Raw genomic sequence first — 17,557 nt, forward strand, 5'->3', positions numbered from 1 at the left:
AAGATAGCAGTTTACCCCACTTATCAGAGGACTAACATCCTCCTGACAACTGACGTATGTCTGCACGTCAAACCATACTTGCACTGCGTTCCGGTTTGCCCTCGATGGTCCATTTAACTAACTGCGTTCGGCTGCCATTCTCACCACCGGCAACTCTCTTGGCGGGCACATTAGTTTTAATCTCCATCTCAACGGTTTCTGTGGGTTGGATTTAATTGTTGCTTATCATAACGAGCAATGAAATCCTTGTCAAGGATTAATTTAAATTTTTTTAGCATTGACATTACTTTTTAAATGTTTTAGGCTAAGAAAAATTAATTTACACCAGCGATAACTTAAACCAAACAAGTTATCTAAACCGATGACGTGGAGATCAAGATTACGCGGCCTTGTCAGCGAACTGATGATGGTGGGAGATCAGTCAAGCAACCCGTAGTTAAATGGACCACCGAGGGCACTATCAAAGGCAGCGTGCCGAGTACTTAGTGACGAGTTGGAATGCGTCAGTTTCCGGGGGAATGATTCGTTCCTCGCTGAGCGGGTGGGATGCTTTTGGCATACCCATCAATTAAGGTGGCACCGCGGAGTAAAAAGTCCGTCCTTAACCATTATTCGTTAAGGACGGACTTTTTTTGTTGTCTTTTTAGGAGGTTGAACATGCCAAATTACGTACGCCACGTTGTCACTTACCACGAACCGAAGTTTTCGCCGACCCAGATTCTCGCGCAGTTACGCCACGAACATCCTGGGGACGGCTTTCTCTTCGATCTAACTAATCCCCATCCGGATCATTCCGACCACCTGATTTACCTCGGCCTGCATCCGCTCCATCGCATTATCTATCAAGACGGTGTCATTACAACGGACGGGCACCAGCACACCGAAAAATTGCAACCCTACCTAGAACGCTTACTAGCCCAATATCATTTTGAAACGACGAACCAACCCCTCCCCTTTTCGGGCGGACTGGTGGGGTATCTAGCCTATGACTATAGTCGCGAACTCGTGCCACAGGTGCCGGTGACGGCTAATCCGCTAGGGTTTGCGGAAGCTGCTTTCCTCGTGTTTACGGAAGTGATTGGCTTTAACCCTCAGACGCACGAGGTCACGCTGATCCAAAATCTTCCAGCCGGCGAACCCGAGACCTTGGCGGACCTTCGCCAGGAACTCGACCGGCTACAAGCTGCTGGTCCCACGTCGCCTAAGTTGCACCTAACTCAACCCCTGCAACCCCGGTTCGACCAAGCGACCTATACTGAGTTAATTGATCAAGTCGTCGACCACATTTATCGCGGCGACATTTTCCAACTGATTCTCGCTAATCCCTTACAGGGGCAGGTCCGTGGCGATCTGCTCGCCCTGTACCAAGAGTTAGCCGGTCACTACCACTGCTACCTTAGCTGCGGAGACTTGCAAATGGCAACGGCGTCGCCCGAAACATTACTACGCAAAACCGGGAACCATCTCGCCACCTTCCCGTTAGCGGGAACCCGGCGGCGGGGGCGCGATGCTGAAACAGATAAGCAGATGGCCCACGAACTGCTCACCGATCCCAAAGAGCATGCTGAACACAACATGCTAGTCGACTTAGGTCGCAACGATTTGGGGGCCGTGAGTCAGTTCAACTCGGTTCGGGTCAACGAACACATGCAGTTGCACAAATACCAACAGGTCATGCACCTCGCTTCGACCGTTGAAAGTGAAATTGCGCCCGAAAAATCGGCCCTTGATGCCTTACAAGCCGTCTTTCCCGCCGGCACCCTGTCTGGAGCTCCCAAGAGCTCGGCGCTCAAAATCATTGCTCAGCTCGAGCAACAACGCCGCGGGCTGTACGGAGGGACCTTTGGGTACTTAGACTTTAACGGTGACTGTGACTTTGCAATCGGCATTCGCCTGGCGCAACAAAAAGGCCCACAGTTGCTGGTCCAATCCGGCGCAGGCATTGTCGCCGACAGCATTGGCAGCCACGAGTATCAGGAATGTTTTAATAAAACCCGGGTGATTCGCAAGGCGCTCGCACGGGCAACCCAACAGGAGGTGCTATCCGATGATTTTACTGATTGATAACTACGACAGCTTTACGTACAACCTGTACCAACTGCTCGGTCAGTTCACGACTGACATCCGCGTGATTAAAAACGACGAGTTAACCGTGGCCGAGATTCAAACCCTCCATCCGGCTGGAATCGTGCTCTCTCCCGGCCCCGGCAATCCTGATGACGCGGGCGTCAGTCTGGACGTCGTGCGCCAGTTACACGGTCAGATTCCGATGCTGGGCGTTTGCATGGGCTTGCAGGTCATGATTCAGGCCTATCACGGGCATGTGGTCCCCGCCCAGCAGTTACTGCACGGTAAGGCCACTCCGGTCCGGTTAAACCCGAAGAGTGTTTTGTTTCACGGCGCAGGACCCACTGGAACGGTCGCCCGCTATCATTCGTTAGTCGGTGAGCGGGCCACCCTACCCGCTGAGTTTACTGTTACCGCGGTCGACGAGTACCAGGAACTGATGGCGGCCGAAATTCCCGCGCAACAACTGTACGGCGTCCAGTTTCATCCGGAATCGATTTTGACGGAGGATGAGTTGGGAGAACGAATTGTGGAGAATTTTTTGCGAGTGGTAAATGAAAAGGAGTGAATTAATCAAGATATTATCTTGCATGATGGATTATTTGTGTAAACAAAAAATAGATGAGATTTTTATTTATGACAACCATTAAATTTCAAAGCCAAAAATAAATCAAATAATCAATATATTTATTTTATGAAATTATAAATATATTGATTTAATGATATAAATATATTTAAATACTTATTAAATGAGGTTTTCCACTTATAAGTATTGTTTTTTTGTATTTGCTTACATCTTTAATAAATAAAATTTTCAAATCTATACCATTGGATTTCAAATCTTTACACAAACTATATAACCCTAAACAAGATAGAAAGGGTAATTTTTCAGAAATTTTGTCGGCTTTTTTATCCGTTATAATACCCAAAACATAGCAAACATTATTATTTTCAAAATTTAAAGATTGCTTCCCCCCTAGTCTTTTAACCCATTTGCCACCTTTTTTATTTATAAAATTTTTAACTCCATCTTTTTCATTATTAACTACTTCTGATGAAGACCTAACTTGGTTAAGTAAATGACTAAATCCATTACCGCTAACACCGATTTTATTACAAATAAAATAAAATTTATTTTCATTATTTCCATAATAAAGCCAATCACAGATTTCAATTTTGGTTATTTTGCCATTATTATTGTATGGTTTACAATCCAAATTTAAAATTTCGCCAGAACTGTTTTCATAAATAATTTTATTGTAATTATTTTCACTAAAAGTTTTCTCATTACCATTACTTCTTAATTTTTTTGTATAATCCAAAGCATATTTTATTTTAAAATCTCTAATTCTATTAACATATTTGAATACTCTTTGTATAAATTCACTTGTAAATTTATACCATTTTCCATCTATAAGTAAATATGTATATTCATTGTCTTCATAAAAAAATTGACAACAATTATAAACAAAAGTATATTTACTTATACTTTTATTATTTGAATCATATTCACTTATTTTTAAATTTTTCAATATAAATGTTAAGGGATTATAAAATTTAATATCAAACTTCACTTTTATAGGTTGCATAATTTTTGTATTTTTTTCTACAAATTCACTAACAGTTTTATTTAAAACATTATTTTTAATATACAAATTAAAGATTTTAATTTTTTTATCTTTAATTTTTTTATCTTTAATTGAAGAAATTTTTTCTTCAAATTTTTTATTAAAATTTTCACCAAAAAAAGGTAAGTCTGATAATTTTTTTCTAAAAATATCTTTAAAAATATCTTTAAATAAATCATTATTTAAATTATCAAACAATTCATTATCAATCTTAACAATCTTTATTTTATTTTTATCCTCTTCATCTTCTTTTTCATAAATATATGAAAGTTTATTTCCATCAACGATATTACCATCAATAAAAAATCCCTTTAAAAATGATTCAAATTTATCTTCCTGATCTTTAGTTTCTCCTAATTCCTTTAATTCATTATTCCATGAAATATTTTCAGGTTTTGATTCTGATTCTATATGACTTATTCTATCAATAACATTTAAAGCATCAACAAAAGATTCAAAACGCGAAGTAATATTCAAAAACTTCCCATTTTCTATTAAAATATCAAAATCCTTGTTATTACTTTTAACAAACTTTGAGTATATTTCATATTTTTCAGAACCCTTCTTATTTTCATCTCTCTTTTTTTTATAAAATTCTCCCAATTTTTTACATTTACCACCTGAAAAGGTCACATTCCCTGTCATCTTTTTTGCCAAAAATGGTATGTCATCATCTACTATTCTAGAAACAGGAATATATTTATTATCAGTTGTTTTTTTATTATTTTTTATAAATGGATATTCAGAAAAATCAATTGCTGAAATATTTTTTAAATCTTCAACTGATAAAACCTTCCTGATAATATTAATGGGAAAATTTTCACAAATATCTTCATCATTTAAAAAACCAATTCCATTACCAAAAGAAATTGCATAGATATTATTATTATCCTTATCTCCAATAATTATTAAAGCATCATATTTTATTTTTCTAAGATCAAAATCCTTACCAATAAAATCGAAAAAATCATCTTTCCATCCAGGGAAAAGAGGAAATTCTTTTTTCAAAAAGAATTTTCCATCATAACCATTTAAAGACTTAATTCTGTTATTAAGATCTCCTTCAATCAATTGGTAATTACCATTATTTATGTTAATAATTCTTATAATGTCGTTAACAGAACTATTTATTTTTTCTTTATCTTCAATATTTTCTTTTATGTCCTCCAACTTTTTTTCAACATGTTGAATATATTCATAAGTATTTTCATCTGAAGTATTTTCATCTGAAGTATTTTTATCTAAATATTTAATATATCCTTCTTTAAGATAATATCTATAATCTTTAATTTGGCGTTTTTTCAGCTTACAAAAACTTATCTTCTTTTTTTTAATCATAATAATAATACATACCTCTTAAAATAAACGTTTAACAAAAGTATTTAACACAATCATTATACAGTTTATTTATAACAACATATATACATTATATGATATTTTTTATTAAATTAATAAAAAATAGAATGTACAATGAATTTACTTATAATACCAATGTACACATTTAAAAATTAAAACTATTCCACACCCTTCGTCGCTGCAATCAAATCCAATTTTCGTAACCTTCGACCCAATAACAGGACCGTTGAAAAGGCGGCCACAATCACAATCAAAGAGGAACCGACTAAACTCAATTTTGTGAGAAATGGATAGTAAATTAACTGGTTCGTGTTAAAGGTCGTAACGTATCGAGCTAGGAACCATTCTCCAAATGGAACTCCCACAAGCCAACCCACGGTTGTGATCATCAAGGTTTCTACAATGGTTAAATTTCGAATTTTCCCGCGCGAAAAACCTAAAATTTCTAACGTGGCGTAACTACGTGCTCGCTCCGTAAAACTCAGCGAACCCAGATTATATAAAATCACAATTGTAAGCATGATTCCGAAAACTTGAATCATTAAAAAGATACTCCCCAGATTATCAACCATTGTCTGGGCATTCTGGCGTTGCTCACTTAAACTTACAAAATGACTAACAGCGGGACTATTTTTAACCGAGCGGGACAGTTGAGACCGTTGCGTCAAAATAGAGCTCGGAAGAAACGGCATCCCCTGCTTTTCCCAGGTTGCTTGGGTTAGATAAAGTCCTTGTGGAGCATTCGATTTCACAATCCCCTTAATTCTGAGCCGCAGCGCCTTCGAACTGAGCGAGGGATGGAGAGTCACAAACTCATTGCGACGTAAATGGGACCGTTGTGCAATTCCTTCCGTCACATATACTCCACCATTTTGTATTTGCTGTTGATCAGTGGTCTGCAAGTGAACCGGGGCATGCTTGCTTAAGATGGTTAGTGGACGATCAAATTGACCATGAGGTTGTAATCCAGCCGTAATCGTCTCAATCGGCTTTCCATTCGTCTTATTCACGAGTCGTTGTAATTCCGTTGCACTGGCCGGTTGCTGCAGATTAATTTTTTGCGTGTATGCGTATTCATGTCCATACGTTTGGCGAACCTGATAATCCATGGAGTTCTTTGTACCAAACCCAGTCATTACCAGTGCTAAGCCCCCAATAATTCCAACTAACCCCATTACAGTTTGAATCTGATTGCCCAAATTAGCTCTAATTGACCATCGATTTCCAAACGGAATTAGTTGCCATATTTTGGTGATCCTTTCTAACCAAACCCGGTGGCCAACTTGAGCAGTACTCCCCTTTCGAAAGGCTTGAGCTGGTAGTAAGCCATGATTAACTTGGGCTGCTAGGTAAGCCGCCAGCATACAAATCAGAATCACTCCTAATGCTATATAAAGAGGCATCGCCGTATAAGAAATTTTCCAACTGGGCAGGGTAAACATTGGTTTTTGGGAATTCATGACAAAGTTCGACAAGAACGGTGCAAACATTAAGCCACTTGCGGCCCCAATGGTTCCCACCAACAATCCATACATGGAATAGTACAGAGCGAGAACCCCGTTTCGATACCCCAATGACTGCAGGGTAGATAAATCCTGTTGTTGTTGATCAATTACTTTTCGAATCGTTGTATACATAGCGAGAACCGCTAACAGAATAAAGATGATTGAAAACAGCAGTGAAAGATTGCGAATTTGTCCCACCCGATCTACTGCGGTTGATATTCCAATGTTCGATTTTTGCGTTTGTAACGTTACATATCGATCCTGCAACAACGAACGTAACCGTTTTTCAACTTGAACCAGATGCTTGGTTTGTAAATCAACTACATTATTGATTGTTGGAACATGTAACTGGTTAGTTAGGGTCTCTTCACTTACATATCCATACCCATAAGCTTGTGCCTGAGGAGAAATGAAATCATTCGAACCTGTGTAGTACATTTTGTCAGGTGCATTAATCAACCCAGCTACTTTCAGCCGCGCTTCATGACGATTAACTTTTACAGCGATGAAACTTCCCACCCGTACTCCATTTTCTTGGGCAAACCGTTGATTTAAATAAATCCCCCGCGGATGCTGCGGTAACCGCTGTCCATCAACTTGGCGAACTTGCGAAATTTGTTGTTTTCCGGGAGTTGAAACCGTTAAATAACGCTTTTTCCCTTGGAGGTTAACATTCGTTTCCACTTCCGTTTTGGCATTCATCTTCTTCACGCTCGGTAACTGCCGAATTCGATGCAAATCACGAGAAGTTATAGCAGTTGCTCGTAACGTGGCACTTGCTAAGTGGGTTTGGGTTGCATAGTGATTAATATTTTGCTTCATACCATTCCAAGTCCCTTCCAGTCCCGTATAGAAGAGAACACTGAGAAACGCCATCAGAAAAACTGAGAAGAATTGGGTCCAATTTTTCCGGACCGTTCGGAATAATTTTTTGACTAAAAAGCTCATCCCCAATCAACCTCCTCCACTTTCAACGGCGCACTAATCTCATTAATCTTTTCTACTTGACCATCTCGAATTCGAATGACGCGATCCGCAATTTGCTCTACTAACGGATTATGGGTCACAATTACTACTGCCGTTTGGGGATTCTTACTAGCTTGCAACAACTTAAAAACTTGCTGGGACGTTTGCGTATCAAGTGCTCCAGTTGGTTCATCACATAGTAAAATCCGGGGGTGTTTAGCCAAAGCCCGGGCAATGGCAACCCGCTGCATTTCTCCGCCCGATAATTGATCCGGAAAATTTTGCTTTCGTTGCTGCAAACCTACTTGTGCTAAGCAATCGTTTGTAGGTTGTTGGTACTGTTTGTTCAACAGTTGAGCTGCAATCGCAACGTTCTCTTCCACCGTCAAATTAGAAATTAAATTATAAAATTGAAAGACAAAGCCGACCAGCTTTTTCCGATACTCGGTTAATTGGCGATCCGATTCTGTATTAATCACGTCCCCATCGTAAGTTACGGAACCGGTGGTCGGCCGATCCATTCCACCCAAAATGTTCAACATCGTACTTTTCCCAGAACCACTTGGACCTAAAATAACGGTTAGTTGATTCGGATTAATTTCAAAACTAACGTCGTTTAGTGCATGAGTAGTCTCCGCTCCAGTTTGGTACGTTTTACTGATATGGCTTAGTTTTAACATAAAAAAACTCCTCCTCTTAAATTCGTTCAGATACAATGCCACTTACAAAAGGAGAATTGCTAGCGATTTCCTTTCTGATTAAAAGCATAAATGCTATACTTTAAAAATAAAAGTAGGGTAATTTTTTACAGTATCTGTATTGAAACGAAAGAGGGACCTTTAATGGCGACAGAACAGCATCTTGATGATTGTCCAATTCAACCAGTGGTTGATATTATTAGCGGCAAATGGACCGCTTACGTTCTCTGGGAAATTTACAACGGGAATAATCACTACGGTGGGATGGTCCGTGCGTTACCGGGAATCAGCACCCGCACCCTCTCTACCCGGTTGAAAATGTTGGAACAACGAGGAATTATTACCAGAACCGTGTTTGACACAAATCCCCCTACGGTTGCTTATCAGCTGACTAAGAAAGGAACTGCGCTAGCTCCGATTCTGACTTCAATGAAGGAATGGTCGGAACGGTTTCGGGAAACGGATTGAGGGCAAAAGAAAAAGCAGCCGTTAATAGGCTCCTTTTTATTATTTTCAATTATTACTATAAGGATGCATTTCCCTATAAAAGGATTCATTATAATTTTCTTTTAAATAAGCAGCTACATTATCATCGTCAGAATAAATAAATTTTCGATTAATCCCCATCAAATTAAGTTGTTTCATTATTTTAGCTTTTTTACTAGCCGGAATATTCATTTTAACAGCTGGTATAATTGGCTGAAAGTCCCCTATTTCATCATCTACACCTTCTCTTAATTGATAAATAAATAATCCTTGTTGATTTTTCATTCGATCAAAAATAATTGTTGGTTTAACTAACAAGTACTTAAGACTGGGGAAATACATTCCATTTTCCATATTCATACCAATTAATGAGAATGTTAATCCAATAATTGGATCGAACCTTTTACTTATTTCTTCCGACCGTGAATAATTTTTATTCTTTATTTGAGATAAAAATTTATTTTTACTATAACTAACTTTTGCAAGTTCTGGATACTTAATAGAATATTCATTCCAGACTTTTTCACTTTCATCTTGGATTTTAAAAAAGTCTGAATCTTGAAATAAATAATAAGTAAATTGATTAGATTCTTCCATTAAATCCTTTTGAATCATACTATCATCAATATCTTCAAACCATCTAAAAAAAATATGTTGCTGTGATATATCTTGTGAATATAACTTTTTTGTTAAATCTCTATATGGACTAGAATAGAATTGTCTTGGATAAAGATTATCATCTTTAATTGAATTACTAAATAGATACAAAAAACCATCTTCTTTTGGATTAGAATCACAAGCAAAGTACAATGCCACTAATGGATTAGCTGTAATATCAAGTAATTCTGTTGGTAAACCATGATGTTGCGAATACGATAAAAAATTTTCTATTTCCTTTTGTGTAAGGTTTCCGCCAACTTCTCTAAAAAATTCTTTTCTTAAATTAAGTAAATCAACAAACGTCTTTTTATTATCAACCATCCAACGGTAACCACTAGCTAGATTTTTAGTTATACCATAATCTTTTGACTCACCACGAAAATACCAGTGATCATCGTATTTATCATCAATGAGTGTAATAAAATCTTGTAAACTTTTAATTTCATCCATAAATCTACCCCGTTTTTAATTATAAAAATAACAATATACTAAAATATCAATAATTAATTATAAATTATTAATCTAAATATTCCTTAACAAAATTTATGATTACTGTTATATTGCATATGTAAATGCAATATTAAAAGGTAAAAGGACATTAATATTAATGAAAAATATATTCTTAAGTCGTCCAAATAAATTTGATCCCATATATCAAAATTCAGTTGATAAATTAACTGAAGAACTCGATCATAGAGGACTTTATCCGATTACTATAGGTTCAACGGTTTTTCCTAACGGAATTCCTGTTAAAGAAATAAAAAAACAAATGCATGAATGTAAAGGAATAATTATTTTAGGAATCCCACAAATCCTAATTAAAGATGGTATTTATAAACCAGGTTCAGAAAATGAAACTAGAATAAATAATAAATTATATCCTTCAGTTTGGAACCAAATTGAAGGCGCGATGGCTTTCATTATTGGAATTCCCATCATGATTATTGCAGATAATGAATTAAAATGCGATGGCCTTTTTGAAAATGGAACTTTGCCATTATCTACACATAGATATAACTTAAAAAATTCTGATTGGATTAATGATAAAAGTTTCATAGACCCTTTCAACGAATGGATTGGAGAATTAGAATAATTTGAAAGCAAATCAATTATTAGCTAGCTAATTAAAAGTATGTTATTGTTATGCTAAGTTTTTAATTGTACACCATCAAATTCAACAGAATGGAGTCCTTCTCATGCTCAACTCAATTTACGATTACCAAACTAAAGAACTAAACGGCGATCAAATTAACTTTGCCGACTTCAAAGGTAAAGTTATTCTCGTGGTTAACACCGCCAGCAAGTGTGGTTTAGCCGGTCAACTCAAGGATCTAGAAAAGCTGTACCACGAATATCACGACCAAGGCTTAGAAGTTATCGGCTTCCCATCCAACCAGTTCATGATGGAATTGAAGGATTCGAAAAACATCACCGAGTACTGTCAGGTTCACTACGGGGTGACCTTCCCCATTACCGAAACCATCAAGGTTAATGGCGAAGATACCGATCCGCTATTTGCCTACTTGAAAAAGGAATCCGGTCACGGTGCAATTAAATGGAACTACACCAAGTTCTTAATTGGCAAAGATGGCCAGTTGATTCACCGATATGCGCCAATTACTAACCCTGCCAAGTTAGAACCAGCCATCAAAAAAGCACTCCAGGCCTAAACAAAAAAGACCACAGGAAGAAATCCTGTGGTCTTTTCTTTTGCGTTATTTTTTAATTGACTCACCGTTCGGTAACGGTGGCAACCCGTTATCTGGCAAAGAGAATGAGTCTAACAAGCCCTTGGTCCAGGCGGTTTGTTTCAACTGTTCCGGCGAAATCTCATGCACAATTTCATTAGCTCGATGATGAGATACCTTATACCCAAACAACGGGTCAATCAAACTACCGCGGGCCATCCCGACCATATCCATGTAGTGATTAACGGCATCCAGCGCTGCTTCGGCGCTAAATACACTGCCGACCGCCAACAACTTGGTTTCGGCATCCAGCGATTCCCGATAGATTTGCGTGTAACTCAGATTGCTATCCTTGGGGCCATCGTAATAGTGCCCAAAGATTGAAACATGCAAGTAGTCGAGTTGGAGCTGGTTAAGTTCCTTAACTAACTGGTTAGAATCGGCAATCGAATACCCGCTACCATCTTGATGCGGTTCTTCCGGACTGATCCGGTAACCAACGATAAAGTCCTGGGGTGCGTATTTAGCAACCATGCGCAGAACTTCCTTAGTAACCGCGATGGGAAAGCTCATCCGGTTAGCTAACGATCCGCCCCACTCATCAGTCCGTCGATTGGAATAGGTCGACATGAATTGTTGTAATAGGTAGTGGTTAGCGCCGTGAATTTCCACCCCATCAAAGCCAGCTTCAATGGCGCGCTTTGTCGCTAACCCAAAATCCTTGATGATAGCTTCAATCTGCTGAGTAGTTAACTCACGCACCTCATAGTTCAAATTCGGGGAAGTAATGGCACTGGGACCTAAGGCGTACCCATGCTTATCAGCAAATCCATTACTTCGTAGGCCACCATGATTGATCTGTAGAATGGCTTTGGCCCCATCCTGCTTCATAGCCTTAGCAAGTGCTTTAATCGAGTCGAGGTGCTCGTCGTCATAAATCCCAAGTTGTTCACCAAACGGACCGCCACCACTCGGTCCCCCGTTTTCGCTGACGTAATGATACTCGGTGATCAGCATCCCTGCTGTCTTACTCCGGGCTGCGTAGTACTGCAACGTATCAGCGGTTGCTCTTCCATCCGCCGTTCCAGATGAAGTTAGCATCGGAGGCAGAAACAAACGTCCCTGGACTTCGACGCCCCGCCGAAACTTCACTGAATCCGTTAATTGTCGTGTGATGATGAATCCCTCCTTAAATAAAACCATTTTTGTTATAAATGCTAACATTGATAGCTAAATTATAGCTGGATTCCGTGAAATAGCAATGATATTGCATACTTTTAGTAAGTTAGATTATTAATAAACTTTCCCTCACCACAAACAGCTTATCCATAGTGATCAAATTATCCGACAATCAATTCCTTATGATGATTCTAATTTTCCTAGCTAACTCCATTTTCTAATAGTGAAATTTAATCTTTCAATATGCTAAAATTACTTTATTTTGGTGAGGGATTAAGTGTCTGATTATTCCCAGCACTAGAACGATTACCCAACCTATTCCCATAATCGGAACTGAGATTGCTACCGTAATTATGCTTGTTATTTATTACTTAAATTGACGAGCAGAAAATAAATTAAATAAGGCTGTTTTATTAACTTCTGAACAAGATATTTTAAGTGATGCTTTTACTAGTATCGGAACCATGGTTGCCCTTGCTGGAGCAATGTTCTTTAAAATAACCTGGCTGGATGGAGCAACTAGTATTGTTGTCGGCTTCTTTATCCTCTATTCTGGATTTAAAATTTTTCGGGAAACCAGTTTGAACCTTGCTGACTACTTTAGCCCCAAAGCAGAGCAAAAATATAAAGATGCCATCATGACTAATCCTAGTGTCATTGCTGTGCCTAAATTAAAATCCCACTATAAGGGTAATTTAGTAACTCTAAATGTGGCAGTTGTCATTGATGGTGACAAGAAAGTTAGTGAAAGTTTTAAAATTGCCGAAGCAATTGAGGCGATGATGAAAACCAAATTTGTAATCATTGATACTGATGTTTCCTTTATTCCCGACTCAGTAATAGATACAAAAAATGAGTAACTAGAAAGCTCCCTAAATTAAATTTTGAATCTATAATTTTTGATACTGATGACATTAACTAAGTGAATGTGGTTAGTACACCTTTTTATAATCAGTGAAAATAAAAAAGAACATACCCTTTAGTTACAATATGTTCCAACTATTAGAAAGAATCAATTATTATGAATGAAATAAAAATCAACAATGACATCAGAACTCACAAATTCTAATGTCATTGTTGATAATAAAAAAAGTCAATGGCAATAATTAAATAAATTACATTATAAAATTAAAATCTTTAAATAACAATAAAATAAAAGAGAAAATTATCATATTTTAAAAACAAATTAAAGTTTCTCACCTGTTACTTCTTTAATACTACTTATCCATTTTCCCTTTGATTTATAAAAAACCTCATAATAAGCATCAATAACTAATGAAGCAAATTCTTTTGCATCATCTTTAGGAAAGTCAACTGCATATTTATTATAGTGAGCACCTGCAATATTCCTTGAAAAAATAAAATCATCTAAATTTTCATATGTTTCTTTGGCTGGAGTTTTTTTCATTTTCTTTAGAATACCTTTCCATAAATCTCCAATTGTATACTTATCATCTTTTTTTCTTTCGACTCCTGAATGAATGATCTTACTTAAATTATCACACAAATATTCCAACATATATCCAGCTCTTGAACAAATATCATGTGCATCACCAGTATTAATTGTTTCTTTTAGTTTTTCATCGTAATTATTAATACCACTAGAAATATGAGGACCATCTAAAAGATTCCAGTTTTCAATTTCATATTTTATCAATTGCTTATTATGATTTATAAATAAATTTATAAGATCTTCTTTCCATAATTTATCATGAGTTGTTATTATAAATTGCCAATCACTAAAACGTTTTATAAGATATCGAAAAAATTTAAACCTAATATTTGAGTCTATACTCTGAAATATATCATCTATCACTAATACTTTGCTTTGTCCGTCAAACTGCTTTTTATATATAAATTCAAAATATAGTATTAATGCAAGCAAATCAAGATTTCCCTCTGAAAAATATTTTTCTGGATCTGCTGTAGAACCATTACTTAGTGTAAGTTTAAATTTTAGTGAAATACTTGTTTGAGTAGCAACATACACAGTAATTTTTTCTACGGATTTTCTTGATGGTGAAATTTTTTTAAATATGTTCGTAATTTCTGGAGAAATATCATTCATAATTTTTTTCAATCCTTGAAATTTATCATTACTTTCCTCCATAATTCTTTTATATTTATTTTCTATTTGCTTTATTTTATTGTTACAATTTTTAATTCTTCTGTAAAGATTACATAAAATTTTAATTTCCCTATATTTTTTGATATTTTTTTTCTTTAAATCTAAAAGTTGTTTTATATTTTCTTGTTCATTTATTTTTGAAACTAAATTATCTGTTACCTTTAATTTTTCATCTTTATAATTAAATCCATAATGTTTACATACATAAAATAAACGCTTATTTCTTTTTTTCTTAAGACGTAATCTTTTTGATCTAAGTTTACCTAATCGTTCTTGCTCAGTAAGAGGTATATAACCTATATAATTTTTTTTATTAGAAAATGGAATAAATACTTTTAATCTTTCAACAGAATCTAAATTCCAAAATTTAATAATATCACGTCTTCTTAAAACCAAGGGAGCATGGCAAAATTCTGGAATAGAAACATTTTTATTATTTTTTATTCCATTCTGCAAAGTAATGATTTTTAACTTTCCATCATTCAATAAGCAATTTTTGCTAACTTTTTCATCATTATCAAAATCACAAAATATTTTTGTCTCCGAAGATAAGTTAACTTTAGATTTAGAATTATAAATCCAACTACCATACTTTTTATCCCTCATATTATGTACGGTTCCTTGAGTAATAAATTCTATTGCATCTAAAAAACTGGATTTTCCAGTACCATTATCTCCGTAAAGCAAAATAGATTCTGGTCTTGAATTTTTAACAAAATTTATTTTTTTGTTTTAGAAATTCCTCGAAAATTAGAAACAGACAATTTATTAAATTTCATAATAATCTCCTGTAAAGTATTTACCTACTTCCTTGTAAACACCGTCACACTCTCCACATGCGGCGTCTGTGGGAACTGGTCCACCGGTTGTACCGGTTGGTCAATCGTGTAGCCTCCGTCAAGCAACAACTGCGCATCGCGCACCAACGTAGCTGGATTACACGAAACGTACACCAGTCGTTCTGGTTGCATCTTCACGGCACTCTCGATAAAGCTGACATCTAGTCCCTTCCGGGGTGGATCCACGACAATCACATCCGGTTTAATCCCGTCGGCTTCCCACTTCTGCATCTGGTCCTCGGCCTTCCCGGTCACGAAGGTCACGTTTTCAATGTGGTTCAGCTTGGCGTTCGTGCGGGCATCCTGAATGGCTTCCTTAACCACGTCAACGCCGTAAACGTGCTTCACTTGCGGCGCCATTGCGAGCGAAATAGTCCCAATCCCACAGTAGGCATCGATTACGATGTCATCCTTGGTCAACTGCGCCTTCTCAATCGCTAACGAGTATAGCTTTTCCGTTTGTACCGGATTAACCTGGTAAAACGATAACGGTGAAATCAAGAACTTCGTATCTAACAGCTGGTCCATGATGTAGTCCTTGCCAGCCAGCACCGTATTCTTGTCCCCCAGCAACCGATTGCCAGTACTCTGGTTCACGTTCACCACGAGGCTATCCAAGTTAGGCAAGGCGGCTTCAATCGCGGCCGTAATTTCTGCGGCCCGCGGCAGGTGCCGGTCGTTGATCACCAACACCACCATCAGCTCGTGGCTATACTTCCCGTACCGAACCATGATGTTACGTACCACTCCTTGATGGGTCGTTTCATTGTAGGCCGGGATTTGGAAGTCCCGTAAGACGTCGCGTACCTTCACGATGGCATCATCAATTGCTGGATCCTGGATGTAAAAGTCTTCGATTGGAATCAGGTCATGGCTATGGCGCCGGTAAAACCCAGTTTCCAACTGTCCGTGTTGTTCCCGCACTGGAATCTGGGCCTTATTCCGGTACTGCACCGGATGGTCCATTCCAATCGTCGGAGCCACCTGAACCTGTTCCAAATGGGCCTTTTGGAACAACTCGGCAATCTGGTGTTGTTTAAACTCCAATTGCTTCGCATAACTCAGGTGTTGCAAGGGAGCAATTCCGGCCTGCGTCAACCGCCGATCCACCGTGGTCACCCTGTCCGGACTGGCCTGCTTGGTCTCGAGTAACTTGGCAAAGGCAAAGTTTCGTTTGACCTTGATCACCTTGACCGTGACTTGTTCCCCAGGAAGGGCGTCTTCGATGAAAAGCGGGTAGCCGCCGTCCACCTTGGCCACGCCCATCCCTTCGTAGGTCAGGTCGGTCACCGCCACGTCGAGCGTTTCGTTTTTCGTTACTGGTGCTTGCTTATTTTTGCTCATTGCTACTCCTTAACAAAAAGTTTTGTCGCCATTCACGACAAAACTTTTTCGTGTTTATTCTAGTAATCGTTGCGGTTCTGGGGGCAGATTTGAAAAAATCGACAGATGTTCTTTGAGGTTTTCAAAGTGCATCGGCGCCGTTCCGCCAAACTCGCCGTCCAGATTAATCGGCATCTGCAGGTTCGTGTTTTGCTGCGCGACCGTAAAGTGCTTGGTTTTCTTGTAGATAATCCGCGCATCGTTTACGTGCCGGCCTCCGTTTAAGACCTTCGTCAGTAGCTGGAGGATTTCCATCATGTTCCCGGTTTTCACGATGATCATCGTGAAGTTCCCGTCGTTTAACGAGGCGTTCGGAACCACCTGCTCCAGACCGCCAACTGAGTTGGTCATCGCGAGGAAGAACATCGAGGCCTTCCCCTCGTATTCGCCCCCGTCAAAGGTGGCCTTCATCTCAATCGGCCGCGCTTGGGGCAGCATTTCCATCGCCTTCACGAGGTAGGCAATGTACCCAAAGACGGTTTTTAGATCCGAGGGAACGTCGTAGGTCAGCTCGGTCAAGCGGCCGCCAGCCGCAATGTTGATGAAGTACTTGGTAATCTCATCGTTACTGGCCTTCCCCACGTCCATCGGGATTAAGCGTCCCTGGGTAATCACCCGCGCCGCTTCCACAAAGTCTGCCCGCGGAATGCCGAGCGCCCGGGCGAAGTCGTTGGTGGTCCCAGCCGGAATAATGCCCAGGTTTGGGCGTTGTTCCAACGGAGCAATCCCGTTGATAACTTCGTTAATGGTCCCATCGCCCCCGGCGGCCACGACCAAGTCAAAGCCTTCGTGAGCGACCCGAGCCGCTTCATCCCGAGCCGAATTTTGCTGGGGCGTTGTGGCGTAGGCACTGGTTTCGTACCCGCCCCGTTCTAAAACGTCTAAGATATCAACCAACTTGGCTTTGAGCGTTTCGCGGCCAGAAGTTGGATTGTAAATTACGCGCGCACGTCGTCGCATCTGGTGCCACCGCC

Annotated in this window: 14 protein-coding genes and 1 pseudogene; 7 read left to right on the forward strand and 8 right to left on the reverse strand. The window is 38.6% G+C overall.

Annotation, left to right across the window (positions count from 1 at the left end):
• Positions 1-657: 657 nt before the first annotated feature.
• Both M3M35_RS02805 and M3M35_RS02810 read left to right on the forward strand, forming a co-directional pair.
• A complete protein-coding gene (locus M3M35_RS02805) occupies positions 658-2,064 on the forward strand; it encodes an anthranilate synthase component I family protein (RefSeq protein WP_252750484.1) in 1,407 nt (468 codons plus the stop codon).
• The gene (locus tag M3M35_RS02810; RefSeq protein ID WP_252750485.1) at positions 2,048-2,635 is read left to right on the forward strand and encodes an anthranilate synthase component II; all 588 of its coding nucleotides are present in this window, start codon (positions 2,048-2,050) and stop codon (positions 2,633-2,635) included. Before M3M35_RS02805 ends, M3M35_RS02810 begins: the two co-directional genes overlap by 17 nt.
• A 166-nt stretch (positions 2,636-2,801) precedes the next feature.
• Here the strand turns inward: M3M35_RS02810 and M3M35_RS02815 are convergent, their stop codons facing one another.
• The 3 genes from M3M35_RS02815 to M3M35_RS02825 all read right to left on the reverse strand — a co-directional run bounded on the left by M3M35_RS02815 (position 2,802) and on the right by M3M35_RS02825 (position 8,202).
• Positions 2,802-5,033: a DUF6119 family protein gene (locus M3M35_RS02815; RefSeq protein ID WP_252750486.1), complete on the reverse strand. Its 2,232-nt coding sequence runs from the start codon at positions 5,031-5,033 to the stop codon at positions 2,802-2,804.
• Positions 5,034-5,209: 176 nt separating this feature from the next.
• Positions 5,210-7,504 carry an ABC transporter permease gene (locus tag M3M35_RS02820; protein WP_252750487.1) on the reverse strand — a complete coding sequence of 765 codons (2,295 nt, stop codon included), beginning with the start codon at positions 7,502-7,504 and terminating at the stop codon, positions 5,210-5,212.
• Complete coding sequence (locus M3M35_RS02825) at positions 7,501-8,202, reverse strand: ABC transporter ATP-binding protein (protein WP_252750488.1); 702 nt, start codon at positions 8,200-8,202, stop codon at positions 7,501-7,503. The genes M3M35_RS02820 and M3M35_RS02825 overlap by 4 nt, the downstream gene beginning before the upstream one ends.
• A 162-nt stretch (positions 8,203-8,364) precedes the next feature.
• Here M3M35_RS02825 and M3M35_RS02830 point away from each other — a divergent pair, with 162 nt between their 5' ends.
• Positions 8,365-8,688, forward strand: coding sequence for a winged helix-turn-helix transcriptional regulator (locus M3M35_RS02830; protein WP_252750489.1), 324 nt, complete (start codon positions 8,365-8,367; stop codon positions 8,686-8,688).
• Positions 8,689-8,733: 45 nt separating this feature from the next.
• Here the strand turns inward: M3M35_RS02830 and M3M35_RS02835 are convergent, their stop codons facing one another.
• Entirely contained in the window at positions 8,734-9,816 is a 1,083-nt protein-coding gene (locus M3M35_RS02835) for an FRG domain-containing protein (protein ID WP_252750490.1), read from the reverse strand.
• Between the two features lie 157 nt (positions 9,817-9,973).
• Between M3M35_RS02835 and M3M35_RS02840 the strand changes: the two genes are divergently transcribed.
• Both M3M35_RS02840 and M3M35_RS02845 read left to right on the forward strand, forming a co-directional pair.
• On the forward strand, positions 9,974-10,459 hold the full coding sequence (locus tag M3M35_RS02840; protein WP_252750491.1) for a hypothetical protein: 486 nt from the start codon (positions 9,974-9,976) through the stop codon (positions 10,457-10,459).
• A 103-nt stretch (positions 10,460-10,562) separates the two neighbouring features.
• On the forward strand, positions 10,563-11,036 hold the full coding sequence (locus M3M35_RS02845) for a glutathione peroxidase (RefSeq protein ID WP_252750492.1): 474 nt from the start codon (positions 10,563-10,565) through the stop codon (positions 11,034-11,036).
• Between the two features lie 45 nt (positions 11,037-11,081).
• Here the strand turns inward: M3M35_RS02845 and M3M35_RS02850 are convergent, their stop codons facing one another.
• Positions 11,082-12,230, reverse strand: coding sequence for an oxidoreductase (locus tag M3M35_RS02850; RefSeq protein ID WP_252750678.1), 1,149 nt, complete (start codon positions 12,228-12,230; stop codon positions 11,082-11,084).
• A 404-nt stretch (positions 12,231-12,634) separates the two neighbouring features.
• Between M3M35_RS02850 and M3M35_RS07350 the strand changes: the two are divergent.
• Both M3M35_RS07350 and M3M35_RS02855 read left to right on the forward strand, forming a co-directional pair.
• Positions 12,635-12,811 (forward strand): annotated as a pseudogene (locus M3M35_RS07350) (cation efflux transmembrane domain-containing protein); the annotation flags it as partial.
• A gap of 3 nt (positions 12,812-12,814) precedes the next feature.
• Positions 12,815-13,093, forward strand: coding sequence for a cation transporter dimerization domain-containing protein (locus tag M3M35_RS02855; protein WP_274706365.1), 279 nt, complete (start codon positions 12,815-12,817; stop codon positions 13,091-13,093).
• A 326-nt stretch (positions 13,094-13,419) separates the two neighbouring features.
• Here the strand turns inward: M3M35_RS02855 and M3M35_RS02860 are convergent, their stop codons facing one another.
• The 3 genes from M3M35_RS02860 to M3M35_RS02870 form a co-directional block, all read right to left on the reverse strand.
• A complete protein-coding gene (locus M3M35_RS02860; protein WP_274706366.1) occupies positions 13,420-15,084 on the reverse strand; it encodes an AAA family ATPase in 1,665 nt (554 codons plus the stop codon).
• Positions 15,085-15,164: 80 nt separating this feature from the next.
• Positions 15,165-16,544: a 23S rRNA (uracil(1939)-C(5))-methyltransferase RlmD gene (gene rlmD, locus M3M35_RS02865; RefSeq protein WP_252750494.1), complete on the reverse strand. Its 1,380-nt coding sequence runs from the start codon at positions 16,542-16,544 to the stop codon at positions 15,165-15,167.
• 54 nt (positions 16,545-16,598) lie between these two features.
• Positions 16,599-17,543: a diacylglycerol kinase gene (locus tag M3M35_RS02870; RefSeq protein ID WP_252750495.1), complete on the reverse strand. Its 945-nt coding sequence runs from the start codon at positions 17,541-17,543 to the stop codon at positions 16,599-16,601.
• Positions 17,544-17,557: the final 14 nt, after the last annotated feature.

Source organism: Fructilactobacillus myrtifloralis (genome assembly GCF_024029335.1).
Taxonomy (GTDB): Bacteria; Bacillota; Bacilli; order Lactobacillales; family Lactobacillaceae; genus Fructilactobacillus; species Fructilactobacillus myrtifloralis.